General features: G+C 72.9%; 23 protein-coding genes. 13 read left to right on the top strand and 10 right to left on the bottom strand.

Translation table 11 applies throughout. The annotated features are described in order from the left end of the window. Positions 1-6: 6 nt before the first annotated feature. The 9 genes from CR162_RS00870 (at position 7) to rpmG (ending at position 12,202) form a co-directional block, all read left to right on the top strand. Positions 7-1,152 (top strand): helix-turn-helix transcriptional regulator, encoded by a 1,146-nt coding sequence (locus CR162_RS00870; RefSeq protein ID WP_099093646.1) that lies wholly within the window; start codon positions 7-9, stop codon positions 1,150-1,152. Between the two features lie 160 nt (positions 1,153-1,312). Then, positions 1,313-2,257 carry an aspartate carbamoyltransferase catalytic subunit gene (locus CR162_RS00865; RefSeq protein WP_099093645.1) on the top strand — a complete coding sequence of 315 codons (945 nt, stop codon included), beginning with the start codon at positions 1,313-1,315 and terminating at the stop codon, positions 2,255-2,257. Positions 2,258-2,265: 8 nt separating this feature from the next. Continuing rightward, the gene (gene pyrC / locus CR162_RS00860) at positions 2,266-3,552 is read left to right on the top strand and encodes a dihydroorotase (protein ID WP_099093718.1); all 1,287 of its coding nucleotides are present in this window, start codon (positions 2,266-2,268) and stop codon (positions 3,550-3,552) included. Next, entirely contained in the window at positions 3,549-4,139 is a 591-nt protein-coding gene (gene plsY, locus CR162_RS00855) for a glycerol-3-phosphate 1-O-acyltransferase PlsY (RefSeq protein ID WP_099093644.1), read from the top strand. Before pyrC ends, plsY begins: the two co-directional genes overlap by 4 nt. Before the next feature lie 7 nt (positions 4,140-4,146). Next, the gene (gene dprA, locus CR162_RS00850) at positions 4,147-5,259 is read left to right on the top strand and encodes a DNA-processing protein DprA (protein WP_099093643.1); all 1,113 of its coding nucleotides are present in this window, start codon (positions 4,147-4,149) and stop codon (positions 5,257-5,259) included. A 59-nt stretch (positions 5,260-5,318) separates the two neighbouring features. After that, positions 5,319-8,048 carry a type I DNA topoisomerase gene (gene topA / locus CR162_RS00845; protein WP_099093642.1) on the top strand — a complete coding sequence of 910 codons (2,730 nt, stop codon included), beginning with the start codon at positions 5,319-5,321 and terminating at the stop codon, positions 8,046-8,048. Between the two features lie 3 nt (positions 8,049-8,051). Next, positions 8,052-10,277, top strand: a complete 2,226-nt coding sequence (gene rnr, locus CR162_RS00840; protein WP_099093641.1) for a ribonuclease R — start codon at positions 8,052-8,054, stop codon at positions 10,275-10,277. 86 nt (positions 10,278-10,363) lie between these two features. After that, a complete protein-coding gene (locus tag CR162_RS00835; protein ID WP_099093640.1) occupies positions 10,364-11,884 on the top strand; it encodes a S41 family peptidase in 1,521 nt (506 codons plus the stop codon). Between the two features lie 150 nt (positions 11,885-12,034). Then, entirely contained in the window at positions 12,035-12,202 is a 168-nt protein-coding gene (gene rpmG / locus CR162_RS00830; protein ID WP_076955738.1) for a 50S ribosomal protein L33, read from the top strand. A 135-nt stretch (positions 12,203-12,337) separates the two neighbouring features. Here rpmG and CR162_RS00825 read toward each other — a convergent pair whose 3' ends face one another. The 10 genes from CR162_RS00825 to rpmH all read right to left on the bottom strand — a co-directional run bounded on the left by CR162_RS00825 (position 12,338) and on the right by rpmH (position 20,934). Further along, a complete protein-coding gene (locus tag CR162_RS00825; RefSeq protein WP_099093639.1) occupies positions 12,338-13,720 on the bottom strand; it encodes a PleD family two-component system response regulator in 1,383 nt (460 codons plus the stop codon). A gap of 283 nt (positions 13,721-14,003) precedes the next feature. Next, positions 14,004-14,546, bottom strand: coding sequence for a hypothetical protein (locus CR162_RS00820; RefSeq protein WP_099093638.1), 543 nt, complete (start codon positions 14,544-14,546; stop codon positions 14,004-14,006). A 23-nt stretch (positions 14,547-14,569) separates the two neighbouring features. Further along, positions 14,570-15,721, bottom strand: coding sequence for a succinyl-diaminopimelate desuccinylase (gene dapE, locus CR162_RS00815; protein ID WP_099093637.1), 1,152 nt, complete (start codon positions 15,719-15,721; stop codon positions 14,570-14,572). Positions 15,722-15,729: 8 nt separating this feature from the next. Further along, positions 15,730-16,557, bottom strand: a complete 828-nt coding sequence (gene dapD, locus CR162_RS00810) for a 2,3,4,5-tetrahydropyridine-2,6-dicarboxylate N-succinyltransferase (RefSeq protein ID WP_099093636.1) — start codon at positions 16,555-16,557, stop codon at positions 15,730-15,732. A gap of 129 nt (positions 16,558-16,686) precedes the next feature. Then, positions 16,687-17,571 carry an acetylglutamate kinase gene (gene argB, locus CR162_RS00805; RefSeq protein WP_099093635.1) on the bottom strand — a complete coding sequence of 295 codons (885 nt, stop codon included), beginning with the start codon at positions 17,569-17,571 and terminating at the stop codon, positions 16,687-16,689. 92 nt (positions 17,572-17,663) lie between these two features. Continuing rightward, positions 17,664-18,329 (bottom strand): ribosome biogenesis GTP-binding protein YihA/YsxC, encoded by a 666-nt coding sequence (gene yihA / locus CR162_RS00800; protein WP_099093634.1) that lies wholly within the window; start codon positions 18,327-18,329, stop codon positions 17,664-17,666. Beyond that, positions 18,326-20,086 carry a membrane protein insertase YidC gene (gene yidC, locus CR162_RS00795; RefSeq protein WP_099093633.1) on the bottom strand — a complete coding sequence of 587 codons (1,761 nt, stop codon included), beginning with the start codon at positions 20,084-20,086 and terminating at the stop codon, positions 18,326-18,328. The genes yihA and yidC overlap by 4 nt, the downstream gene beginning before the upstream one ends. 13 nt (positions 20,087-20,099) lie before the next feature. After that, positions 20,100-20,432, bottom strand: a complete 333-nt coding sequence (yidD, locus tag CR162_RS00790; protein ID WP_099093632.1) for a membrane protein insertion efficiency factor YidD — start codon at positions 20,430-20,432, stop codon at positions 20,100-20,102. Further along, positions 20,429-20,770: a ribonuclease P protein component gene (gene rnpA, locus CR162_RS00785; RefSeq protein WP_099093631.1), complete on the bottom strand. Its 342-nt coding sequence runs from the start codon at positions 20,768-20,770 to the stop codon at positions 20,429-20,431. Before rnpA ends, yidD begins: the two co-directional genes overlap by 4 nt. Before the next feature lie 29 nt (positions 20,771-20,799). Beyond that, positions 20,800-20,934 carry a 50S ribosomal protein L34 gene (rpmH, locus tag CR162_RS00780; RefSeq protein ID WP_099093630.1) on the bottom strand — a complete coding sequence of 45 codons (135 nt, stop codon included), beginning with the start codon at positions 20,932-20,934 and terminating at the stop codon, positions 20,800-20,802. 421 nt (positions 20,935-21,355) lie between these two features. Between rpmH and CR162_RS00775 the strand changes: the two genes are divergently transcribed. From CR162_RS00775 to CR162_RS00760, 4 genes are all read left to right on the top strand, one after another. Continuing rightward, positions 21,356-22,783, top strand: a complete 1,428-nt coding sequence (locus tag CR162_RS00775) for a dihydrolipoyl dehydrogenase family protein (protein WP_099093629.1) — start codon at positions 21,356-21,358, stop codon at positions 22,781-22,783. 71 nt (positions 22,784-22,854) lie between these two features. Further along, a complete protein-coding gene (locus tag CR162_RS00770; protein WP_099093628.1) occupies positions 22,855-23,649 on the top strand; it encodes a 3-hydroxybutyrate dehydrogenase in 795 nt (264 codons plus the stop codon). A 106-nt stretch (positions 23,650-23,755) separates the two neighbouring features. Further along, positions 23,756-23,938 (top strand): hypothetical protein, encoded by a 183-nt coding sequence (locus CR162_RS00765; RefSeq protein ID WP_099093627.1) that lies wholly within the window; start codon positions 23,756-23,758, stop codon positions 23,936-23,938. After that, positions 23,935-24,708 (top strand): methyltransferase domain-containing protein, encoded by a 774-nt coding sequence (locus CR162_RS00760; protein WP_099093626.1) that lies wholly within the window; start codon positions 23,935-23,937, stop codon positions 24,706-24,708. The genes CR162_RS00765 and CR162_RS00760 overlap by 4 nt, the downstream gene beginning before the upstream one ends. The last annotated feature ends 8 nt before the right edge of the window (positions 24,709-24,716 follow it).

Genomic DNA, 24,716 nt, shown 5'->3' with positions numbered 1-24,716 from the left:
ACGGGCATGCCAGATGATCGTCTCGACCTGCTGATCGACGATCTCTACAGGCTGGCGACCGACGGCTCCGCCGAGGGCGGCTGGGAGGCGTTGCTGGAGCGGGTCGTCCTGCTGGCGGGGGCCTCGACGGCCGCGCTCCAGCTGGCCAGCCCCGCCCAGGGCACCACGCGGCTGCTGGCCACCCACAACATCACCGAGGAGGTCAACCAGGACTATTCCGAGCACTTCTTCTCGCGCGACATCTATCTCGACTTCGCCCGCAACACGCCGGGGCAGGTCCTGCTCAGCCAGGACCAGCTGCCCGACAAGCAGGTGGAGAAGTCCGAGATCTACAACGACCTGCTCCGCCCCAAGATGCACAACGTCTTCTATGTCGCGGGCGCGGTCACGCCGGTGGGAAACGGGCAGATTCTGCCCTTCGGCCTGCAACGGGCGCGGGAGCGCGGCGCCTTCACCCCGGAGGAGACCCGCAACATCCGGCGCCTGTGGCCGCATCTGCGCCGCGCCACCCAGGTGCAGCTTCGGCTGCAACAGGCCGAGACGACCCAGCGCCTGGGCTTCGACGCGCTGGACCGGATGGCGAACGGCATCATCATCCTGACCGCGGACCGGCGCATCCTGTTCATGAACCGGGTGGCGCGGCGGCTGCTGGAGGAGCGCAACGCCTGCGCCACCAGCCATCCGGGCGGCCGGCTGCGCCTGACCTACGGCCCGGCGGATGAGCGCTTCTCCCTGCTGCTGGCGCAGGCCACCACCCTGGGCACGCCGCGCCGCGCCAACACGCTGCGCTGCCCCCGCGCCGAGGGCCTGCCGGCACTGGTGCTGATGGTGGCGCCCTTCCAGCCGCAATCGCTCGGCAGCCCGCCCGGCACGGCGCCGCTCGCGCTGCTGCTGCTGTCCGACCCGCGCGAGGTGCCGCCTCCCCTGCCCGACCAGCTCATGGCGCTGTTCGGCCTGACGCCGGCCGAGGCGGGGGTCGCCGCCAGCCTCGCCCAGGGGCTGAGCCCGGAGGAGGTGGCGCAGGCACGCGACGTGCGGCTCAGCACGGTGCGCAGCCAGGTGCAGGCCCTGCTGGCCAAGACCGGCACGCGGCGCCAGGGGGAATTGCTGCGGCTGCTGCTTTCCCTGCCGCAGCCCCCGCCGGCCGATTGAGCGGCACGAGGCCGCAGGCCGACCGAGCGGCACAAGGCCGCAGGCCGACCGAGCGGCACGAGGCCGCAGGCCGGCTGAGCGGCACGGCTCCGCAGGCCGGCCCTTCCGGCGCGGCGCCCGTATGGCTATGGTCCCCCGCCTCTAGCCGGACTGGTCCCGAATGCTGCCATATCCTCATCGGCACCTCCTGGCCCTGCAAGGGCTGGAGCCGCCCTACATCGCCGACCTCCTGGATCTGGCGGAATCCTACGCGCTGCTCAACCGCAGCGGGAAGACCCAGCGCGACCTGCTGAAGGGCCGGACGCTGATCAACCTGTTCTTCGAGGACAGCACCCGCACCCGCACCAGCTTCGAGCTGGCCGGCAAGCGGCTGGGCGCGGACGTGATCAACATGTCCGTCAGCCAGTCCAGCGTGAACAAGGGCGAGACGCTGCTCGACACCGCCTCCACCCTGAACGCCATGCATTGCGACCTGCTGGTGGTGCGCCACGCCCAGTCCGGCGCCCCCGCCCTGCTGAGCCAGAAGGTGGACGCGGCGGTGATCAACGCGGGCGACGGCACCCACGAGCACCCGACCCAGGCGCTGCTGGACGCGCTGACCATCCGCCGCCGCAAGGGGCAGCTCGAGAACCTCACCGTGGCCATCTGCGGCGACGTGCTGCACAGCCGCGTGGCGCGCTCCAACATCCACCTGCTTTCCGCCATGAACTGCCGCGTGCGGGTGGTGGGGCCGCCGACGCTGATCCCGGCCGAGGCGGCGCGCATGGGCGTCGAGGTGTTCCACGACATGAAGGCGGGCCTCCGGGATGCCGACGTGGTGATGATGCTGCGCCTGCAGAAGGAGCGCATGGCCGGCGGCCTCGTCCCCTCGGCGCGGGAGTTCTTCCGCTTCTACGGGCTGGACGCCGCCAAGCTCGCCTTCGCCAAGCCGGATGCCATCGTCATGCACCCCGGCCCGATGAACCGCGGCGTCGAGATCGACAGCGCCATCGCCGACGACCCGGCGCGCAGCGTCATCGGCGAGCAGGTGGAGATGGGGGTCGCCGTCCGCATGGCGGTGCTGGACATCCTTTCGCGCAACATGCGCCGGAACGCCCGGCTGTGATCGCCCCCATGCACGACACCCTCCCCGACACGCTCTTCATCAACGCGCGCCTGATCGACCCGGCCTCGGGGCTGGACGCGCCGGGCAGCCTGCTGGTCAGCCGCGGCGTCATCGCCGACCACGGGGGCGCGCTGGGCAACCCGGAAGGCGCCGAGATCGTCGATTGCGGCGGCGCCGTGCTGGCGCCGGGCCTGGTCGACATGCGCGCGGCGCTGGGCGAGCCCGGCGCCGAATACCGCGAGACCATCGAGAGCGCGGCCGATGCGGCCGCCGCGGGCGGCATCACCACCCTTTGCGCCCTGCCCGACACCCAGCCGGCGCTGGACGACGCCGCCCTGCTGCAATTCGTCCTCCGCCGCGGCGAGGCCACCGGCAGCCTGTCCATCCTGCCCTACGGCGCCGCCACCAAGGGCTGCGCGGGCAAGGAGATCTCGGAATACGGCCTGCTGCGCGAGGCGGGCGCCGTGGCCTTCAGCGACGGGCGCCATGCCATCGAGAGCGCGCGCACCATGCGCCTCGCGCTCTCCTATTCCCGCGCCTTCGGCAGCTTCGTGGTGCAGCACCCGGAGGAGCCCTCCCTGGCGCGCGGCGGCGTGGCGACGGAGGGCGAGCTGGCCACCCGGCTCGGCCTCGCCGGCATCACGCCGGCGGCCGAGGCCATCATGGTGGCGCGCGACATCGCGCTGGCCCGCATCACCGGGGGGCATGTCCACTTCGCCCATGTCTCGACCGGCGCGGCGCTCGACCTGATCCGGAGCGCCAAGGCGGAGGGCCTCGCCGTCACCTGCGACACGGCGCCGCCCTATTTCGACCTGAACGAGACGGCGATCGGCGATTTCCGCACCTATGCCAAGCTGTCCCCCCCGCTGCGGCGGGAAGCGGACCGGCTGGCCGTGGTAGCGGCGCTGGCCGATGGCACGATCGACGCCATCGCCTCCGACCACCAGCCGGCCGACGCGGACGACAAGCGCCTGCCCTTCGCCCAGGCCTCGGCCGGCGGCACGGGGCTGGCCACGCTGCTCGGCATCACCCTGGCGCGGGTGCATGGCGGCGACCTGGCGCTGCCCCAGGCCCTGGCCCTGCTGACCAGCCGCCCCGCTGGCCTGCTCGGCCTGCCCGTGGGGCGGCTGGAGCGCGGCGCCCCGGCCGACCTGCTGCTGCTCGACCCCGAGCGCGCCTGGAAGGTCGAGGCCGGCCGGCTGCCCGGCAAGGCGCAGAACTCCCCCTTCGACGGGCGGGCGCTGGAAGGGCGGGTGCTGGGCACCTGGAAGGCCGGCCGGCGGGTGTTCGGATGAGCCTGCTGCTCGCCGCCGCGCTGATCGGCTACCTGTCCGGCTCCGTCCCCTATGGCCTGCTGCTGACCCGCGCCGCCGGGCTCGGCGACATCCGCCAGGTCGGCAGCGGCAATATCGGCGCCACCAACGTGCTGCGCACCGGCAACAAGAAGGTGGCGGCGGCGACGCTGCTGCTGGACGCGCTGAAGGGTGTGGTGCCGGTGCTGGCGCTGGGCGCGCTGTGGAGCCGGGATGCCGGGCTGGTGGCGGGCCTCGCCGCGCTGCTGGGGCACATCTTTCCCGTCTGGCTCGGCTTCCGGGGCGGCAAGGGCGTGGCCACCGGGGCGGGCGTGCTGCTGGCCGCCGCCTGGTGGGTCGGGCTGGCCTGCGCCGTGCTGTGGCTGGTTCTGGCCAAGGTGACGCGCATCTCCTCCGCCTCCGCGCTCGGCGCCTGCGCGGCCGCGCCGCTGGTGGCGCTGCTCTCGGGCGACCTGAAGCTCGCCGGCTTCGCGCTGGTGACGGCCGCCATCGTCATCTGGCGGCACCAGGACAACATCCGCCGCCTGCTGGCCGGCACCGAGCCGCGCATCGGCCAGAAGAAGGCGTGAAGACGACGTGAGGCGCTCCGCAGCCGAGGCCCTGGCGCTGCTGCGCCTGGCCCGCACCGAGGGCATCGGGCCCGTGGCCTTCCAGCGGCTGCTGGAGCGGCACGGCACGGGAGCGGCGGCGCTGGCGGCGGTGCCTGCCCTGCCGGCCCGTGGCGGCGTACCCTACCGCCCCGCGCCCGAATCGGCGGTGGCGCGGGAGATGGAGGCGGTGGACGCGATGGGCGGCCGCTTCCTGTTCCTGTGCGACGAGGACTACCCGGCCCTGCTGGCCCTGCTGCACGACGCGCCGCCGGCGCTCGCCGTGGTGGGCGACCCCGCGCTGCTGGCCGTACCGCAGGTGGCGGTGGTGGGCGCGCGCAACGCCTCGGCCCTGGGCCGCCGCATGGCGGAGGAGCTGGCCGAGGCGCTGGCCGCCGCCGGCCTCGCCGTCACCTCCGGCATGGCGCGCGGCATCGACGGCGCGGCGCACCGGGGCGCGCTGCGGGCGGGCGCCACGGTGGCCGTCATCCCCGGCGGGCTGGACGTGCCCTACCCGCCCGAGCACCTGGAGCTTCAGGGGCTGGTGGCCGAGCGTGGCGCCGTGGTGGCCGAGGCGCCGCTCGGCACCGCGCCCATCGCGCGCCACTTCCCGCGGCGCAACCGCATCATCGCCGGGCTCAGCCTCGGCACGGTGGTGGTGGAGGCCGCGCACCGCTCCGGCACGCTGATGACGGCGCGGCTGGCGCTGGAAGCGGGGCGCGAGGTGTTCGCCGTGCCGGGCAGCCCGCTCGACCCGCGCTGCGCCGGCTCCAACGACCTGCTGCGCCAGGGCGCGCACCTCGTCGAACGCGCCGAGGACGTGCTGGAGAATCTGCCCGACGCGCCCCGCGCCGCGCCGCCGTTCCGTCCCGCCCGCTCTCCCGCCCAGGGCGCGAGGCCCGCGCCGGAGCCGGGCAGCCTTCCCGCCGACACCCTGCAACTCCTTGATCTGATTGGCCCCACGCCAGTCGTGGTTGACGAGCTGCTGCGGCGCTGCCACCTCTCCCCCGCCGCGGTGCAAGCGATCCTGCTCGATCTGGAGCTGGAAGGACGTATAGAAGCCCTGCCCGGCAACCGTGTGGTCCGCAGCGGATTACGGTAGAGACAACGCCTGACCCGAACGCCGCCCCAGGTGGCCAGAGAGAGCGCAGCACACCTGCCATGACCGACGTCGTCGTCGTCGAATCGCCGGCCAAGGCGAAGACCATCAACAAGTATCTGGGCCAGGACTTCACGGTGCTGGCGAGCTTCGGCCATGTGCGCGACCTGCCGCCCAAGGATGGCAGCGTCCGCCCGGACGAGGACTTCGCCATGGACTGGTCCGCCGAGGACCGGGGCGAGAAGCAGGTGGCGGCCATCGCCAAGGCCGTGAAGGGCGCCCGCAACCTCTACCTCGCCACCGACCCCGACCGCGAGGGCGAGGCGATCTCCTGGCACGTCCGGGAGATGCTGGAGCAGAAGGGCGCGCTGCGCGGCGTGAAGGTGCACCGCATCACCTTCAACGAGATCACCAAGCGCGCCGTGCAGCACGCGCTGGCCCATCCGCGCGACCTGGACACGCCGCTGATCGAGGCCTACCTCGCCCGCCGCGCGCTGGACTACCTGGTGGGCTTCACCCTGTCCCCCGTGCTGTGGCGCAAGCTGCCGGGCAGCCGCTCGGCGGGCCGCGTGCAGTCGGTCGCGCTGCGGCTGATCTGCGAGCGGGAAGCCGAGATCGAGGTGTTCCGGGCGCGCGAGTACTGGACGGTGGAGGGCCGCTTCCTCACCGCCAGCGCCGCGCCCTTCACCGCCCGGCTGACGCATCTGGGCGGCCGCAAGCTCGAACAGTTCGACCTGCCGGACGAGGCCAGCGCCATGCGCGCCAAGGCGGCGGTCGAGGCCGGCGGCTTCACCATCGCCAGCGTCGAGAAGAAGCGCGTCCGGCGCAACCCGCCGCCGCCCTTCACCACCTCCACCCTGCAGCAGGAAGCCTCGCGCAAGCTGGGCTTCGGCGCGCAGCAGACCATGCGCCAGGCCCAGCAGCTCTATGAGGGCGTGGACATCCAGGGCGAGACGGTCGGCCTCATCACCTACATGCGGACGGACGGCGTGCAGATGGCCCGCGAGGCGATGTTCGCCATCCGCGACCATGTGAAGGAAAGCTTCGGCCCGGACTACATCCCCGCCGCGCCGCGCGAATATTCCTCCAAGGCCAAGAACGCCCAGGAGGCGCACGAGGCGATCCGCCCGACCGATGTGCGCCGCACGCCGGAGCAGGTGGCCCGCTTCCTGACGCCCGAGCAGCGCCGGCTCTATGAACTGGTGTGGAAGCGGGCCGTCGCCAGCCAGATGCAGTCGGCCGAGCTGGACCAGACGGCGGTGGACCTGGCCGAGCCCACCGGCCAGACCCGCCTGCGCGCCACCGGCAGCGTCATCGCCTTCGACGGCTTCCTCAAGCTCTACCGCGAGGATGTGGACGACGCCCCCGCCGGGGCCGCCTCCGGCGAGGAGGACGACACCCGCACCCTGCCGCCGATGCGCGAGAAGGACCCGGCGAAGCTCACCGCCGCCAGCGCGGACCAGCACTTCACCCAGCCGCCGCCGCGCTATTCCGAGGCGAGCCTGGTCAAGAAGATGGAGGAGCTGGGCATCGGCCGCCCCTCCACCTACGCCTCCATCCTGCAGACCCTGCAGGACCGCGACTATGTGAAGATCGACAAGCGGCGCTTCGTGCCGGAGGACCGTGGCCGGCTGGTCACCGCCTTCCTGGTGAACTTCTTCGAGCGCTACGTGGACAGCAACTTCACCGCGAGCATGGAGGAGAAGCTCGACGACATCTCCGGCGGCCGTGCCGACTGGCGCGCGGTGATGCGCGCCTTCTGGGACGACTTCAACGCCGCCATCGCCGCCACCAAGGACCTGACCATCAGCGCCGTGATCGACGCGCTGGACGAGGAGCTTGGCCCCCACTTCTTCCCCCAGCCCGCCGATGGCGGCGACCCGCGCGCCTGCCCGGCCTGCGGCAATGGCCGGCTCGGGCTGCGGCTCGGCCGCAACGGCGCCTTCATCGGCTGCTCCAACTATCCCGAATGCCGCCACACCCGGCCGCTGGCCGTGCCCGGCAACGAGCCGGAAGGCGACGCGGCCCTGGCCGGCGGCATCAAGGAGCTGGGCACCGACCCCGTGACGGGCGCCCAGGTGACGCTGCGGCGCGGCCCTTATGGCGTCTATGCCCAGCTTGGCGAGGGCGGCACGGATGCCAAGGGCAAGCCCACCAAGCCCAAGCGCGCCAGCCTGCCGCGCGGGATGGACCCGGAAAGCGTCACGCTGGAGCGCGCCCTGGCGCTGCTGGACCTGCCGCGCATCGTCGGCATCCACCCCGAGACGGGCGAGGAGATCTCGGCCGCCATCGGCCGCTTCGGCCCCTATGTGAAGATGGGCAGCATCTACAAGTCTGTGGACCGGGACGACGACGTGCTCACCATCGGCATCAACCGCGCCGTGTCGCTGCTGGCCGATGCCAAGGCCAAGGTGCGCTCCATGGGGCCGCACCCCAAGGACGGCGAGCCGGTGGAGATCAAGCGCGGCCGCTTCGGCCCCTTCGCGCAGCATGCCGGCATGGTGGCGAGCCTGCCGCGCAACCTGACCATGGAGGAGATCACCCTCGACCAGGCGGTGGCGCTGCTGGCCGAGAAGGGCAAGAAGCTGCCGCCGCTCGGCGCCAGGAAGGGCGCGAAGAAGGCCGCCCCGAAGAAGGCGGCGGCCGAGGCCGTGGCCGAGGAGAAGCCGAAGAAGGCGCCCGCCCGCAAGGCCGCCCCCGCCAAGGCCGCTCCCGCCAAGGCCGCGGCCAAGCCCAAGGCCACCCCTGCCAAGGCGCCCGCGAGGAAGGCCCCCGCCAAGGCGAAGGCCTGAGCGGTGCCGGGCGATCCCGACGCGCCGGACCACGCGCCCGCCGGCCCCGCCCTCCCTTCCCGCGAGGCGCTGCGGCGCTTCCTGCGGGAAGCGCCGGGGCGTGTCGGCAAGAGCGAGATCGCGCGGCATTTCGGGCTGGGCGTGGAACAGCGCCCGGCGCTGCGGTCGCTGATGAAGGCGCTGGAGGAGGAAGGCTGGGTGCCGGAGGCGGGCGCCCGGCCCCATCGCGGCGGCGGCACCCTGCCCGAGATGGCGGCGCTGGAGGTGTTCGGCACCGACGCGGATGGCGAGCCGATGGCGCGCCCCATCCGCTGGGAAGGCCATGGCCGCCCGCCGCTGGTGCTGATGCGCCCCGAGCGCCCCGGCCAGCCCGCCCTGGCGCCGGGCGAGCGCATCCTGGCGCGGGTGCGGCCGCTGGGCGGCGGGCGCTATGAGGGGCGCACCTTCAAGCGCATCGGCGGCGGGCCGGCGCGCATCCTGGGCGTGTACCAGGAGGGGCGCATCCAGCCCACCGACCGGCGCCAGCGCAGCGAGTGGAGCGTTTCGCCGGAGAACAGCGGCGGCGCCGAGCCGGGCGAGCTGGTGCTGGCCGAGGCCATGCCGGGCGGCCCGCTCGGCCTGCGCCCGGCGCGGGTGGTCGAGCGGCTGGGGCCGATGGACGCGCCGCGCGCCGTGTCCATGCTGTGCATCCATGCCCACCGCATCCCCGAGCACTTCCCGCCCGAGGCGCTGGCCGAGGCGGAGCGCGCCCGCCCCATCGGCCCGGAGGGGCGCGAGGACCTGCGCGCCCTGCCGCTGGTGACGATCGACGGCGAGGATGCGCGGGACTTCGACGACGCCGTCTGGGCCGCCGCCGAGGATGGCGGCTGGCGCGTGGTCGTGGCCATCGCCGATGTCGCCCATTACGTCCGCCCTGGCAGCGCGCTGGACCGCGCCGCCCGGGAGCGCGGCAACAGCGTCTATTTCCCCGACCGCGTGGTGCCGATGCTGCCCGAGGCGCTGTCCAACGGGCTGTGCAGCCTGCGCCCGGAGGAGGAGCGCGCCTGCCTCTTCGTGGAGATGCGGTTCGACGCGCGGGGCGGCAAGACCGGCCACCGCTTCGGCCGCGGCCTGATGCGTTCATCCGCCCGCCTCACCTATGAGCAGGTTGAGGCCGCCCGCGTGGCGCTGGACGCCACCCTGCCCATGGCCGGGATCGAGGCCCTCTACGGCGCCTATGCGGCCCTGGCGGCGGCGCGCGGCCGGCGCGGCACGCTGGACCTCGACCTGCCCGAGCGCCGCGTGCTGCTGGCGGAGGATGGCGCGGTGCGCGGCGTGGTGCCGCGCCAGCGCCTCGATTCCCACCGGCTGATCGAGGAGTTCATGGTGGCCGCCAATGTCTGTGCGGCGGAGGAGCTGGAGCGGCGCCGCCAGCCCCTGCTCTACCGCGTGCATGAGCGGCCCTCCGACGAGAAGCTGGAGGCCCTTCGCCAGTTCCTGGGCGCGATGGAGCTGGAGCTGCCTCCCTCCGACCAGATCCACCCGCGCCACTTCGCCGGGCTGCTGGAGCAGGTGGCGGACCGGCCCGAGGCGCGGCTGGTGCACGAGATGGTGCTGCGCGCCCAGTCCCAGGCCGCCTATGCGCCCGAGAATGCGGGGCATTTCGGCCTGGCGCTCGCCCGCTACGCCCATTTCACCAGCCCGATCCGCCGCTACGCCGATCTGGTCGTCCACCGCGCCCTGGTCAGCGGCCTGCGGCTCGGCGCGGACGGGCTGGAGGAGGCGGAGGCCGCCGCGCTCGAGGACACGGCCGAGCACATCACCCGCACCGAGCGGCGCGCCGCCGCGGCCGAGCGGGAGGCGGTGGAGCGCTACCTGGCGCTGCACATGGCGTCCCGCGTGGGCGGCATGTTCGCCGCGCGGATTTCGGGGGTGACACGCTTCGGCCTGTTCGTCACGCTCGAGGAGAATGGCGCGGGGGGACTCGTGCCCTCGTCATCCCTGCCGGACGATCAATGGACCCACGAGGAGGCCGCGCACCGGCTGACCGGCCGCCACACGCGCCTGTGCTTCAGCCTGGGACAAGCCGTGGAGGTGCGCCTCGCCGAGGCGATGCCGCTGACCGGCGGCCTGCTGTTCCAGCTGCTCGGTGGCGCGGCGCCGGCCCCCGGGGCACGCCGCGGCCGCATCCGCCGCGGCCCACCGGGCGGCGGCAGGCCGGCGCCGGCGCGCGGAGCCAGGCCGCGCTAGCGGCGGCCCTCCTCCCCCTGCCGCCTGGCGGGCGGTTCGCCGCCCCCCGCGCCCACCTGCTGGCGCGGCTGCTGGCCCTCGCCCTGGTGCTGGCCGCGCCCCTGGCGCCGCTCGCGGCCCTGGCGCAGGCCGAAACCGGCTTTTCCCGCAGCCTGACCCGCGTGGTGCTGCGCGAGGCCTTCGAGGCAATCATCGATCGCCACCTGGAGGTGGCGGCGCCGGAGGAGCTGGCGCTGTGGTCGCTGCGCGGGCTGGGAGCGGTGGACACCAGCCTGAGCGCCGACGTGCAGGGCGGGCTGCTGCGGCTGCACCTGGGCGCCGGCCTGCTGGCCGAGGCACCGCTGCCGAGTTCCGCGCTTTCGGCGCAGACAAGGCCGGGCGCGGCCGCGCATGGCGCGGCGGAGCAGCTGGCCGATACACTGGCACAGCTTTATGCCCAGGCCTGGGCGAGCTCGCCCCCGCTGCGCCGCGCCGGCATGGAGCGGGTGATCCAGGCCGGCTTCGACGAGGTGTTCAACCACCTCGACCCCTATAGCCGCTACATCACCGCCGAGGAGGCCTGGAACGCGCGGCAGCGCCGCGTCGGGCAGTCGGGCCTCGGGCTGCGGGTGGCCAGCGGGCCGCGCGGCAGCGTCGTCGTCGCCGCGCTGGAGGCGGAGGGCGAGGCGCGCCGGGCCGGCCTGCGGGAGGGGGACACGCTGCTGGCGATCGACGGCATCCCCGTTTCCGCCCGGCGCATCACCCAGGCGGCGGAGCTTCTGGAAGGGCCGCCGGACACGCCGGTTCGGCTCAGCCTGCGGCGCGGCGGCCAGCGGCTGAACGTGGTGCTGCGCCGCCCGAGCGAGGTGCTGCGCAGCCTCCGCGCCGAGGTGCTGGACGGCATATTGTGGGCCCGGATCAGCGTCTTCTCGGCCGTCACCACCGAGCAGCTGTCCGAGGCGCTGAACAACGCCTTCGCGGCGCCCGTGCCGCCGCGCGGGGTGGTGCTGGACCTGCGCGGCAACCGGGGCGGCATCCTGGCCCAGGCCATGGGCGTGGCCGATGCGTTCCTCGGCGGCGGCATGGTGGCGCAGAGCGCCGGCCGCCACCCGGAGGCGCAGCGGATCTGGGAAGCGGGCGGCACCGACCTGGCGCGGGGGCGCCCGGTGGTGGTGCTGGTGGATGGCCGCACCGCCTCGGCCGCCGAGATCGTCGCCGCGGCGCTGGGCGACCGCGGGCGCGCCGTGGTGGTGGGCAGCGCCACGCTGGGCAAGGGCCTGATCCAGATCGTCGTGCCGCTGCCGAACGGGGCGGAGGTGCTGATCTCGTGGTCGCGCGTGCTGGCGCCGCTGGGCTGGCCGGTGCAGGGGCTGGGGGTGATCCCGGCGCTGTGCACCAGCCTTGGCCTGGAGGCCGCCCAGCAGGCGCTGCAGCAGCTCGGACAGGGCGTCTCGCCGATGCAGCCCGTGCTGTCCCGCGCCCGCCGCGCCCGCGCGCCCGTGCCGGCCAGCGAGGTGGTGGCGCTGCGCGCCGCCTGCCCGCCGGCCGAGGAGCGGGACCTGGACCAGCAGGCCGCGCGCGCGCTGATCGACAGCCCCGCAGCCTACCGCACCGCCCTTTCCCCCTGAGAAGGCGGGCCGAATCCCACCTTCCTCTTGACTGGAGCGGCCAGATGGCTAGGTTGCGGCCTCTCGCGTCGCACCCGGGCGCGCGGCCACGTGCCGCCCGGCGGATGGCGCCCCTGCTAGCGGTGCGCCCCGCGCCCACGGAAGATCGTCATGGCCAAGTCGAACACCATCCTGATCAAGCTCGTCAGCACCGCTGACACCGGCTACTTCTATGTGACCAAGAAGAACACCCGCAACACGACGGGCAAGATGGAAATGCGGAAGTACGACCCCGTCGCCCGCAAGCACGTCGCGTTCCGCGAGTCCAAGATCAAGTAATCCCGCAGCGTCCCGGGCTACAGCCGCCCGGGGCCACGCCGCCGAGGGTTCAGGAAAAAGGCCGCTTCCCCACCCGGGACGCGGCCTTTTCCATTGGGCGAAGATAGCGCCGGAGCCGGGTCCGGGAAGCCCCGTTCAGGCGGCGCCGATGTCGCAGGTGCGGCGGTCCTCGCCGGTGGCCAGTTCCACCCGGTCGCGGCCATTGCCCTTGGCGCGGTAGAGCGCGGCATCGGCGGCAGCCATCAGCTGTTGCAGGCCCTCCCCCGGCCGGGCCAGCGCCACGCCGATGCTGGCGGTGATGCGCAGGCTCATCCCCCCTTCGAGCCGCACGGCCTCCTCCGCCACGGCGGTGCGCAGCCGCTCGGCCACCTGCATCGCCTCCTCCTCCGTGGCGTTGGCCATGGCCACGACGAACTCCTCGCCGCCGAAGCGCGCCAGCACATCGACCGCGCGCAGGTGTTCCTTCATCCGCTGCGCCACCACCCTCAGCACCATGTCGCCCGCGGCGTGGCCATGGGTGTCGTTGACCGCCTTGAAGCGGTCCACGTCCAGCAGCAGCAGCGCCGCCTGCCCGCTCCGCAGCAGCCCTTCCAGGTGGCGGGTGATGTAGCGGCGGTTGCGCAGCCCCGTCAGGCTGTCGGTCACGGCCAGTTCCAGGGAGCGGTCGAGGTCGGCGCGCAGCCGCTCCTGGTAGCGCTTGCGGCGCACCTGGTTGCGCACCCGCGCCCGCAGCTCGTTCGGATCGACGGGGCGGAAGACATGGTCGTTGGCGCCGAGGTCGAAGCCCCGCAGGAGTTGCGCCCGCTGGTCGGCATCGGCGATCAGCATCACCGGCAGGTCGCGCGTCGAGGCCTGGGCGCGCAGGCGGGATGCCAGGCGCAGCCCCGAATCGCCCTCCAGCGAAAGGCTGAGCAGCGCCAGGTCGTAGCTGCCCTGGCCGAGCATCGACCACGCCTCCGCGCTGTTCGCGGCCTGGCACAGCGTCACGCCGGATGCGGTGAGCACCTCGCTGATCAGTTCCGCCTCGTTGATGTCCTCCGTGGTCATCAGCACCATGGCGCCGGCGACGTCGTCCGACGGCCGGGGCTGCGGCTCGAAGCCCAGGTCGTTCGCGGTCTCGGCGCGCAGTCGGAAGGCGTCCAGCACCTGCTTCACCCGCAGCAGGGCGCGCAGCCGGGCGAACAGCGTGGCATGGTCCACGGGCTTCGAAAGGAAGTCGTCCGCCCCTGCCTCCAGCCCGCGCACCCGCTCGGCCGGATCGACCAGCGCCGTCACCATCACCACGGGGATGTGCGCCGTGACGGCGCAGGCCTTGAGGCGGCGGCAGACCTCGTAGCCGTCCATGCCCGGCATCATCACGTCGAGCAGGATGACGTCCGGCAGCCAGTCCTCGGCGCGGCGCAGGGCCTCAGGCCCGGAGGCGGCCAGCGCCACCTCGTAATATTCCGCGTTCAGCCGCGCCTCGAGCAGGCGGAGATTGGCGGCGATGTCGTCAACGACCAGGATACGCGCACTCATGCCGCCTCTTTCTCCGCGCGCCGATGAGGAGGGCCTGCCGGCAGGATAGCGGTAGCGGGTTTACCGCTCCGTTTCCCGCCGCCTCGGCGCCCGCCCCATCACCTCTGCTCAAACCATCCGTGCGCCGCCGCCCTGCCGGCCAGGGCACCGCCGCCATCAAGCCCCGCTTCCGGAACACAGGCCCGCCGGCCCGGTTCCCGCCCATCGGGACTCATCAGGGGCGGTATAGCACAGCCCGGCGCGGCTGCGAGCATTGTCGAGGGGCTGGCACAACCACTGGGCTTCATCCGCCGCGCGAAAGCCCCATGATCACGCTGGTCAGGAAGAGGCTCAGGAATAAATCGAGCAAAACCAACGAGGCGGCGGGCAGGACGGGCAGGCGCAGCGCATGCCGCGCCACGAACCACTCCAACCATAGCGTGTAGCCGATGATGCCGAGGCTCAGCAGGTCCTGCACCGGCTCCGGCAAGGGCAGGGCAATCAGGCTGAGGAACAGCACCGCGCCGTATTGCAGCGCCGTGGCCCAGTTCCAGGCCGCGATGAAGCGCGGCCAGTCGCCGCCGCGCCCCAGCAGCCGCGCCACGTGCCGCGAGGCCAGCGCATAGGCGGCCCAGCCCGCGACATAGCCGATGCCCTCCGCCGCCACTCCGCGCGGGGTCAGCAGCATCAGCGGCTCCAGCAGCAGCCGCAGCAGCAGGAACACCGGCACACACAGCGCCGCCGCCCAGAAGGAGCGCAGGGCGCCCTCGGGCGTGGTGGGGAACCAGCGCAGGCCCGCGGGGCGGCCACGCGCCAGTTCCAGCGCCCCGCGCAGGCCGCACAGCATCTCGCCAAGGCGCTGGCCGGGCGTCAGGCGGCAGGCTCCAGGCCGAGCTGGGCGCGGATCACCGCCGCGTAGAGGCGGGACAGGCGGCGCAGCTCCTCGACCGGCGTCGATTCGTCCGCCTTGTGCATGGTGGTGCCGACCGCGCCCAGCTCGGCCACCGGGCAGTAGTGGGCGACGAAGCGCGCATCCGAGGTGCCGCCCCCCGTGTCGAGCTTCGGCTCCACGCCGGCCTCCCGCCGCACGGCGGCCGCCAGCGCGGCGACGAAGGGGCCGGGCTTGGTCAGGAAGCTCTCGCCGGAGCAGGAAACCTCGAGGCGGTAGCGCGCCTCCTCGGCACGCAGGGCCGCGTGCAGCAGGGCGGTGAGCGAGGCGCTGCTGTGATGGTCGTTGAAGCGGATGTTCAGCCGCGCCTGTGCCGTGCCGGGGATGACGTTGGTGGCTGGGTTGCCGACATCGACGCTGGTGACCTGCAGGGTGGAGGGCTCGAACCACGCGCTGCCCTCGTCCAGCGGCCGCGCCGTCAGCCGGTGCAGCACCCGCACCAGGCGGTGGACCGGGTTGTCGGCGCGCTGCGGATAGGCGCTGTGGCCCTGCACGCCCTGCACGGTGATGGCGGCGTTCATGCTGCCGCGCCGGCCGATCTTGATGGTGTCGCCCAGCACGGCGCGGCTGGTGGGCTCGCCCACCAGGCACATGTCCGGCGTGTGGCCGTGCGCCGCCATCCATTCCAGCACCTTCACCGTGCCGTAGGTGGCGGGCCCCTCCTCGTCCCCGGTGATCAGCAGGGACAGGCTGCCCGGCAGGTCGCGCGGCAGGCTGGCGATGGCGGCGATCCAGGCGGCGATGCCGCCCTTCATGTCGGTGGCGCCCCGGCCCATCACCAGCCCGCCGCGCAGCTCGGCGCCGAAGGGGTCGGCGGTCCAGAGCGCGGGGTCGCCCGGCGGCACCACGTCGGTGTGGCCGGCGAAGCAGAGATGCGGCGCGCCTGTGCCGCGGCGGGCGAAGAGGTTCTCCACCGCCTCGCCCTCCTCCCCCTCCTTGGGGCCGAAGCGCAGCCGGGTGCAGGTGAAGCCCAGCGGCGTGAGCACCGCCTCCAGCACCCTGAGCGCCCCACCCTCCGCCGGCGTGACGCTGGGGCAGCAGATCAGGTCCTGCAGGAGGGGGAGCGGGTCCATGGGGCGGCTCAGTCGCGCAGCAGCTCGTTGATGGAGGTCTTGCTGCGCGTCTGCGCGTCCACGCGCTTGACGATCACGGCGCAGTAGAGGCTGGGGCCCGGCGTGCCGTCGGGGAGCGGCTTGCCCGGCAGGCTGCCCGGCACCACCACCGAATAGGGCGGCACATGGCCCATGAACACCTCGCCCGTGGCACGGTCGACGATCCTGGTGGAAGCGCCCAGGAACACGCCCATGGAGAGCACGCTCCCCTCGCCCACGATGACGCCCTCGGCCACCTCGGAGCGGGCGCCGACGAAGCAGTTGTCGCCGATCACCACCGGGTTGGCCTGCAGCGGCTCCAGCACGCCGCCGATGCCGGCACCGCCCGAGATGTGGCAGTTCTTGCCGATCTGGGCGCAGGAGCCGATGGTGGCCCAGGTGTCCACCATCGTGTTCTCGTCCACATAGGCGCCGAGATTGACGAAGGAGGGCATCAGCACCACGCCCTTGCCGATGAAGGCGGAGCGGCGCACCACCGCGCCCGGCACGGCACGGAAGCCGGCGGCGCGGAACTGGTTGTCTCCCCAGCCCTGGAACTTCAGCGGCACCTTGTCATAGGCGGTCATGCCGACGCCCATCGGCGCGCTGTCCTCCAGGCGGAAGGAGAGCAGCACGGCCTGCTTCAGCCACTGGTTGACGCGCCAGCCACCCTGCCCGTCCGGCTCGGCCACGCGCGCCTGGCCGGAATCCAGCAGCGCCAGCGCGGCTTCGATCGCCTCGCGCTCCGCCCCCTTCGTGGCGGGGGAAAGCTCGGCGCGGCGCTCCCAGAGCGCGGCAATGGTGGCGGCAAGGTCCATGGTCGGTCACCCCGGTCGGTCGGCGCATCAGCAGAATGTCACGGCCGGTATCGGGGGGCCTTCCCATCCTGTCAACGGCGGCGCGGGCAGGGCGCCGCCGCCGCGCCGGGCGCGGGCCCGGCGGAGCGATCAGGGGCGGATCAGGGTGCCGGCGCCGCCCTCGGTGAACAGCTCGATCAGCACCGCGTGCGGCACGCGGCCATCGACGATCACCGCGCCCTTCACGCCCTTCTCGATGGCGTAGATGCAGGTCTCGATCTTCGGGATCATGCCGCCCGAGATCCAGCCGGCGGCGATGCCGGCGCGGGCCTCGGCCACCGTCATCTCGGGGATCAGCTTCTTGTTCTCGTCCAGCACCCCGGCCACGTCGGTCAGCATCAGCAGGCGGGAGGCATTCAGCGCCCCGGCGATGGCGCCGGCCGCCGTGTCCGCGTTGATGTTGTAGGTCTGGCCATCCGCCCCCACGCCCACTGGTGCCACCACGGGCACGATTTGCGCGCCGATCAGCAGCTCCAGCACATGCGGGTCCACATGCTCGGGCTCGCCGACGAAGCCGAGGTCGAGCACCTTCTCGATGTTGCTCTCGGGGTCGATGTAGGTGCGGGTCAGCTTGCGGGCGCGGATCAGCCCGCCATCCTTGCCGGAGATGCCGACGGCCATGGCGCCGGCGCGGGTGATGCAGTCCGCCACCTGCTTGTTGACGGTGCCCGAGAGCACCATCTCGACCACGTCCACCACATTGGCGTCGGTCACGCGCAGGCCGTTGACGAACTCGGACTGCACGTTCAGCCGCTTCAGCATGGCGTTGATCTGCGGCCCGCCGCCATGCACCACCACCGGGTTGACGCCGACCTGCTCCAGCAGCGCGATGTCGCGGCCGAAGCGGTCCGCCGCCGCGGTCTCGCCCATGGCGTGGCCGCCATACTTCACCACGATGGTCTGGTCGTCATATCGCTTCAGCAGCGGCAGCGCCTCCGCGAGGAGTTCCATCTGGCTGCGCGCTTCTTCGGTCATGGCCTTGGCTCGTCCGGTCCCGTGGGTGGCCCGCCTTACGGAAGCACGGCCGGAGGGTCAAGGGGCGGCGGCCCGCCCCCGCTCCCCGGTCCTCAGGCGGGCTCCGCCAGCGCCGCCAGCTCGGCGCGCAGCTCGGGAATGCCGAGCCCCGTCTCGCTGCTGGTGGTGATGACCAGCGGGTGCGCGGCGGTGTGCTGCTTCACCAGCGCCGCCGCCTCCTCCTGGCGCTGCTTCAGCCAGTAGGGCTTGGCGCTGTCCGCCTTGGTCAGCACGATCTGGAAGGTGACGGCCGCCTCGGTCAGCAGCTCCATCGCCGCCCGGTCGGAGGCCTTGGTCTCGATGCGGGCATCGAGCAGCAGCACCACGCGGCGCAGGTTGGGCCGGCCGCGCAGGTAGTCGAACATCAGCCCCTGCCAGTCCTCCTTCACGCTCTTGGAGGCCTGGGCGTAGCCATAGCCCGGCATGTCCACCAGCGCGAGGCGGCCGCCGAGGTCGAAGAAGTTGAGCTGCTTGGTGCGGCCGGGCGTGCCGGACACGCGCGCCAGGCTGTTCTGCCCGGTCAGCGCGTTCACCAGGCTGGACTTGCCCACGTTGGAGCGGCCGCAGAAGGCCACCTCCGGCAGGCGCGGCTCGGGAAGCTGGTCGAGCCGCTGCGAGGCGTAGAAGAACGCGCAGGGGCGGCAGAACAGCAGCCGCCCCTCCTCGATCAGGGCGGCGCGCTCCTCTTCGTCGCGCGCCTCCAGGAGCCCGGGCCTCATCCCTTGGCCTTGGCGGTCTTGGAGAGCGCCTTCTCCTGGCGCCGGGCCGCCCGCTCATGCCGCATGATGTACCACTGCTGGGCCACCGAGAGCAGGTTGTTCCACGACCAGTAGATCACCAGGCCGGCCGGGAAGCTCGCCAGCATGAAGGTGAAGATCACCGGCATCCAGGTGAAGATCTTGGCCTGGATCGGGTCCGGCGGCGTCGGGTTCAGCTTCTGCTGCACGAACATCGTGATGCCCATGATGATCGCCCAGACCGGCATGTGCAGCATCGCCGGCGGGTCCCACGGGATCAGCCCGAACAGGTTGAACAGGTTGGTGGGATCGGGCGCCGAAAGGTCGCGGATCCAGCCGAAGAACGGCGCGTGCCGCATCTCGATGGTGACGAACAGCACCTTGTAGAGCGCGAAGAACACCGGGATCTGGATCAGGATGGGCAGGCAGCCGGAGGCGGGGTTCACCTTCTCCGTCCGGTACAGCGCCATCATCTCCTGCTGCGCCTTGGCCGGGTCGTCCTTATAGCGCTCGCGGATCTCCGTCATCTTCGGCGTGAGCACCTTCATCCGCGCCATGGACTTGTAGGCCTTGTTGGCCAGCGGGAAGAAGAGCAGCTTCAGCGCCACGGTGAAGACCAGGATGGCGATGCCGAAATTGCCGAACAGGCGGAACAGGAAGTCCAGCGCGTAGAAGAACGGCTTGGTCATGAAGTAGAACCAGCCGAAGTCGATCGCCTTGTCGAAGTTCGTGATGCCCAGGTTGTCCTGGTAGGCATCCAGCAGGTGCACTTCCTTGGCGCCGGCGAAGACGCGGCTGCCGAGGCTCGCCGTGGCGCCGGGCGCCACCGAAAGCGGCGCGGGCGTCGAGAAATCGACCTGCCAGCGGTCCTGCCCGGCCTCGGCCACGTGCCGCCAGGTGGCGCGCATCGGCTGCGCCGTGTCCACCGGCGCGATGGCGGAAAGCCAGTACTTGTCGGTGAAGCCGGCCCAGCCGCCGGTCGTCTCCTGTTCCAGCGCCACGCCGCGCGTCGCGTCGTCCTTGGCGGAGGAGTAGGTCTGCTCGTTCAGGCGGCCGTTCAGCACGCCCACGAAGCCCTCATGCAGGATGTAGTAGCCGGCGGTGGCCGGCGTCGTCTCGCGGCGCACGCGCACCCAGGGCAGCACCTGGACCGGCTCGGCGCCGCCGTTCACCACGCGCTGCTCGGCCTGGAACATGAAGTTCCGGTCCAGGCTCAGCACGATCTGGAAGGTCTGGCCCTGGCCGTTGTCCCAGGAAAGCGTCACCGGGCTGTCGGGGCCGAGGGGGCCGCCGCTGGCGGTCCAGTCCGTCTCGCCATCCGGCACGCGGGTGCGGCCATCGGCGGCCGACCAGCCCCACTGGGCAAAGTAGGGCTGCAGCTCCTCGCGCGGCGCGAACATGCGCACCAGCGGCGAGCCAGGGGCCACCGTCTCGCGGTAGTCCTTCAGCACCAGGTCGTCGAGCCGGGCGCCGCGCAGCAGCAAGCTGCCGGCAAGCCGCGGGCTCTCGACCTTCAGCCGCTCGGGGGCCGGGCGGTTGGCCTGGGCGGCCACCCGCGCGTCCACGCTGCCAGGGGCGCTGGGCGCCACGGGCACGGCGGAGGACGAGGCCGGCGCCTGCTGCGTCACCGCCGCCGGGGCGTCGGCGGGAGGCGGCGTTGTCTCGCGCTTCCAGAGATCGAAGGCGAGCAGGATGCCGATCGAAATCGCAATCGCCGCGAAAAGTCGCTTCTGGTCCATCGGATCCGTGCCGTCAGGCCTTGGTGTGGGCCACCGCGCGGGGCGGCGGGCATGGGGGTGGCGCCGCGTCCGGCGCCGGCTCGGTTGCATCCAGGGCCGCCGCCGGAACCGGGTCGTAGCCGCCCGGGTGCCAGGGGTGGCAGCGCAGGATGCGCCGCGCGGCAAGCCAGCTGCCGCGCGCCGCGCCGTGCGTGTCCAGCGCCTCGATCGCATAGGCGCTGCAATGCGGGTAGAACCGGCAATGGCTGCCAATCACGCCCCGCAGGGTGAGCTGGTAGGTGCGCACCGCGCCCTTCAGCACCCAGGCGGCCGGGCTGGCGCGGCGGTGGCCGGCCAGCCGGTTCATGGCTTCAGCACACCGGCCTGGCGCAGGGCGCCGCGCAGATCGGCCAGCAGCAGCTCGAAGCGCCGGCCGGCCGTGCCCTCGCGCCCGATCAGCACGAGGTTCCACCCTTCCGGCGCGTCCTGGCCCAGCATCAGCCGCGCGGCTTCCCGCAGGCGGCGCTTGGCGCGGTTGCGCACCACGGCATTGCCCAGCTTCTTGGTGGCGGTGAAGCCAACGCGCAGCGGCCCCGCCGTTCCCGGCAGGGCCTGCAACACCAGGCTCGGCCTTGCGGCGCGGCTACCCTTGCCGGCGACGCGAAGGAATTCGCGCCGCCGCTTGAGTCGGGGCGGCGAGGCCATGGGCTATGCTGCGCGTGGTGCGCCGCCGCTCAGGCAGAAAGCTTCTTGCGGCCCTTGGCGCGGCGGTTGGCCAGCACGTTGCGGCCGCCCACCGTCTCCATGCGGGCGCGGAAACCATGCCGGCGCTTCCGGACGAGCTTCGAGGGCTGATAGGTACGCTTCACGACGCGCTACTCCACTGGTCAGGGTCAGATCCGCGCCGCCCTTCCCAGGACCGCTGCGGCACAGGCCGGACGTCCCGCGGGGCGGCCGGCGAAGGTGGCGACGTATAGGGAGGCGCATCGCGTCCCGTCAACCGCTCTCGGTTCCTGGCGGCCCTTCCGGCCGGCCGGGGCGGGCCCCATCTGTGGCGCCGCATGGCCTCGATACCCAATCCCCCGCCCCCGTCCAGGGGCTTCCCGGCACTTCCCGGAGGTTTCGCGCCGCTCCGCGTCACCTTCGCCGGGCCGCCCTCGCCAGGCCTGGGGCGCTTGCGGTACGCCGCGGGCCACGCATCCTGGCGCGCCGCGCCGGATTCGCGCAGCAGCCCCGGTGCGGCGCCCCCTGACGAGCCTGACCTGACGAGCCTGAGGAGCAAGAACAGACATGCCCGACCATGACGTGGCGATCATCGGCGCCGGCGCCGCCGGCCTTTCGGTGGCCGCCATCGCTGCCTCGCTCGGCCGCAGCGTGGTGCTGTTCGAGCGCGACCGCATGGGCGGGGCGTGCCTGAACACGGGCTGCGTGCCCACCCAGGCGCTGCTGGCCGCGGCGCGCCGCGCCGCCGCGCTGCGCGGGGGTGCCCGGCTGGGCGTGGAAGCACGGGATGTCGCGGTCGACTGGCCGGCGGTGCGGGCGCATGTGCGGCAGGCCATCGCCCAGGCCGCGCCGCAATTCTCGGAGGAGCGGCTGCGGGCCCAGGGCGTGACGGTGGTGCGGGCCAGCGCGCATTTCGTGGCGCCCGACCGGATCGAGGCCGCCGGCCGCACCTATGGCTTCCGCCGCGCCGTCATCGCCACTGGCCGCGCGCCGCTGGTGCCGGACCTGCCGGGGCTGGTGAACCTGCCCTGGCTGACCGGCGAGACGCTGCTCGATCTGGAGGAGGCGCCGCGCCACCTGCTGGTGCTGGGCGGCGGCGCGACAGGGGCGGAGATGGCGCAGGCCCATGCCCGCCTCGGCTGCCGCGTGACGCTGATCGAGCTGCGCCCCAACATCCTGGCGGACGAGGACGCCGAAATGCGCCTGCCGGTGCGCGAGGCGCTGCGGCGGGATGGGGTCGAGGTTCTGGAGAACACCCAGGTGGTGGACGCCGAGCGCGCCGGGGACGGCGTCGCGCTGCGGCTGGACAGCGGCGCGCTGGTGCAGGGCTCGCACCTGTTCTTCGCCATGGGGCACGCGCCGCGCCTGGCGGCGCTCGACCTCGCCGCCGCCGGCATCGAGGCCACGCCGCGCGGCGTGGCGGTGGGGCGGGACCTGCGCAGCCCGGGCAACCGCCGCGTCTGGGCCGCCGGCGCCGTGGCCGACCCGGAGGGCCTCGGGCCGCGCGGCCAGGCCCATGCCGCCGCCCTGCATGCGCGGGTGGTGGCGCGCGGCATGCTGCACCGCCTGCCCGCGCGGCTGGAGCATGACGCCCTGCCCCGCATCGTCCACACCACCCCGGAGCTGGCGCAGCTCGGCATGACCGAGGCCGAGGCGCGGGCCGCCGGGCACGCGGTGCGGGTGGCCCGGCAGCCCTTCTCCGGCAATCTCCGCGCCATCGCCGAGGGCGAGACGGAAGGCCAGGTCAAGCTGGTGCTGGATGGCGCGGGCCGCCTGCTCGGCGCCGGCATCGTCGGGCATGGCGCGGCGGAGGTCGCGGCCACGCTCGGGCTGATGATGGGCCGGAAGCTGCCGCTTTCCGCCCTGGCCGAGGCCGTGCTGCCCACCGCCACCCGTGCGGAGGCCGCCCGGCAGGCCGCCCTTGCCTTCTCCACGCCGCAACCGGCTGGCAGCCTGGCCCGCTTCTGGTCGGGCCTGGTCACGCGGCTGCGCTGACCGGGCCAGGCTGGCCACCGGGCGCCGCCCGCGCCGTTCACCCCCGCCACAGGAACAGGAAAGCCTCTCGCATGGAACAGACCCTCGCCGGGCGCACCGCCCTGATCACCGGCTCCACCAGCGGCATCGGCCTCGGCATCGCCACGATGCTGGCGGCAGCCGGCGCGCGCGTCATGCTGAACGGCTTCGGCAGCCCCGAGGACATCGCCGCCGCCCGGCGCGCCGTGGCCAAGGCCGGCAACGGCCCGGAGCCCGAGCACTCGGCCGCCGACCTGTCCGACCCCGCCCAGCTCCGCGCCATGTGCGCCGAGGCCGAGAAGGCGCTGGGCCAGGTGGACATCCTGGTGAACAATGCCGGCATCCAGTTCACCAGCCCGGTGGAGGAGTTCCCGGACGACAAGTGGAACGCCATCATCGCCATCAACCTGTCGGCCAACTTCCACACCATCAAGGCGCTGCTGCCGGGAATGAAGGCGCGCAACTGGGGGCGGATCGTCAACATCGCCTCCATCCACGGCCTCGTCGCCTCGCCCGAGAAGGTGGCCTATGTGGCGGCCAAGCACGGGGTGGTGGGCATGACCAAGACCGTGGCGCTGGAGATCGCCCGCAGCGGCGTCACCTGCAACGCCATCTGCCCGGGCTTCGTCCGCACGCCGCTGGCCGAGAAGCAGGTCCGCCCGATCGCCGAGAAGAACGGCATCAGCGAGGAGGCGGCGCTGGCCGATCATCTCTTCGCCAAGCAGCCGAGCAAGCGCTGGGTGGAGGTGGAAGAGGTGGCGCGCATGGCGCTCTATGTCTGCGGGCCCGACAGCGGCAGCATCAACGGCGCGGCGCTTTCCATCGATGGCGGGTGGGCCGCCGCCTGAAGCGAACGGCCCCGGCGGCGCGGCATCCCTCGCCCATCCTGGCGCGGAATGCCGGGCGCCGCCGGACCATCCGCTGGGATATCCTTGAAGATCGGGGAGTTAGGGAATGGCCTTCAGTGACGTGATGCGCCTGGTCGGGCTGGGCATCCTCGCCCTGATGGGGCTGCTGATCGCGCGCAGCAACATGCCGCTGATCACCACGCAACACATTGGCCTGGCGCTGTTCCTGGGCGCCATCGGCTATGGCCTGCTGCTGGTGAAGCGGCATTTCGACAGGACGCTGCCATGAGTATCGCCCGCGAAGGCTGGGATCCCGCGCAGTATCTCCGCTTCTCCGACGAGCGCCTGCGGCCGGCCATCGACCTGATCGCCCGGATCGACCATCCCGGCGCCGTGCAGGTGGTGGATCTCGGCTGCGGCGCGGGCAATGCCCTGCCTCTGCTGGCCGCCCGCTTTCCCGGCGCCGCCGTCTCGGGCGTGGACGGCTCGGCCGCCATGCTGGCCCGCGCCGCCGAGGCCGGCTTCGCCACGCAGCAGGCCGACATCGCAGGCTGGTCCCCCGCCGAGCCGGTGGATGTGCTGTTCTCCAATGCCGCGCTGCACTGGCTGCCGGACCATGCCACGCTGCTGCCCCGGCTGCTCGGCGCCCTGGCCCCGGGCGGCACGCTGGCGGTGCAGATGCCCGCCATGCACGACGCCCCGCTCCGCGCCCTGCAGGACCGGCTCGCCCGCCAGGAGCCCTGGGCCGGGCGGCTGCGCGGCATCTCCTCGGCGCCGCCCATCCTGGGGGCCGGCGAATACTACAACCTCCTGCGGCCGCGCGTGGCGAGCCTGGAGATGTGGTTCACCGAATACGTCCATGTCCTGAAGGGGCCGGACCCGGTGGTGCAGTGGGCCATGGGCAGCAGCCTGCGCCCCTATCTGGATGCGCTGGAGGAAGCCGAGAGGCCGGGTTTCCTGGCCGCCTATGGCGAGGCGCTGCGGCCCCACCACCCGACCCAGGCGGATGGCACCGTGCTGCTGCCCTTCCGCCGCTTCTTTCTGCTCGCCTCTCTCTGACAAAGCTT

It is taken from the genome of Teichococcus rhizosphaerae, assembly GCF_002631185.1.
GTDB classification, from domain to species: domain Bacteria; phylum Pseudomonadota; class Alphaproteobacteria; order Acetobacterales; family Acetobacteraceae; genus Pseudoroseomonas; species Pseudoroseomonas rhizosphaerae.
This window is presented reverse-complemented; position numbering and strand designations above follow the sequence as displayed.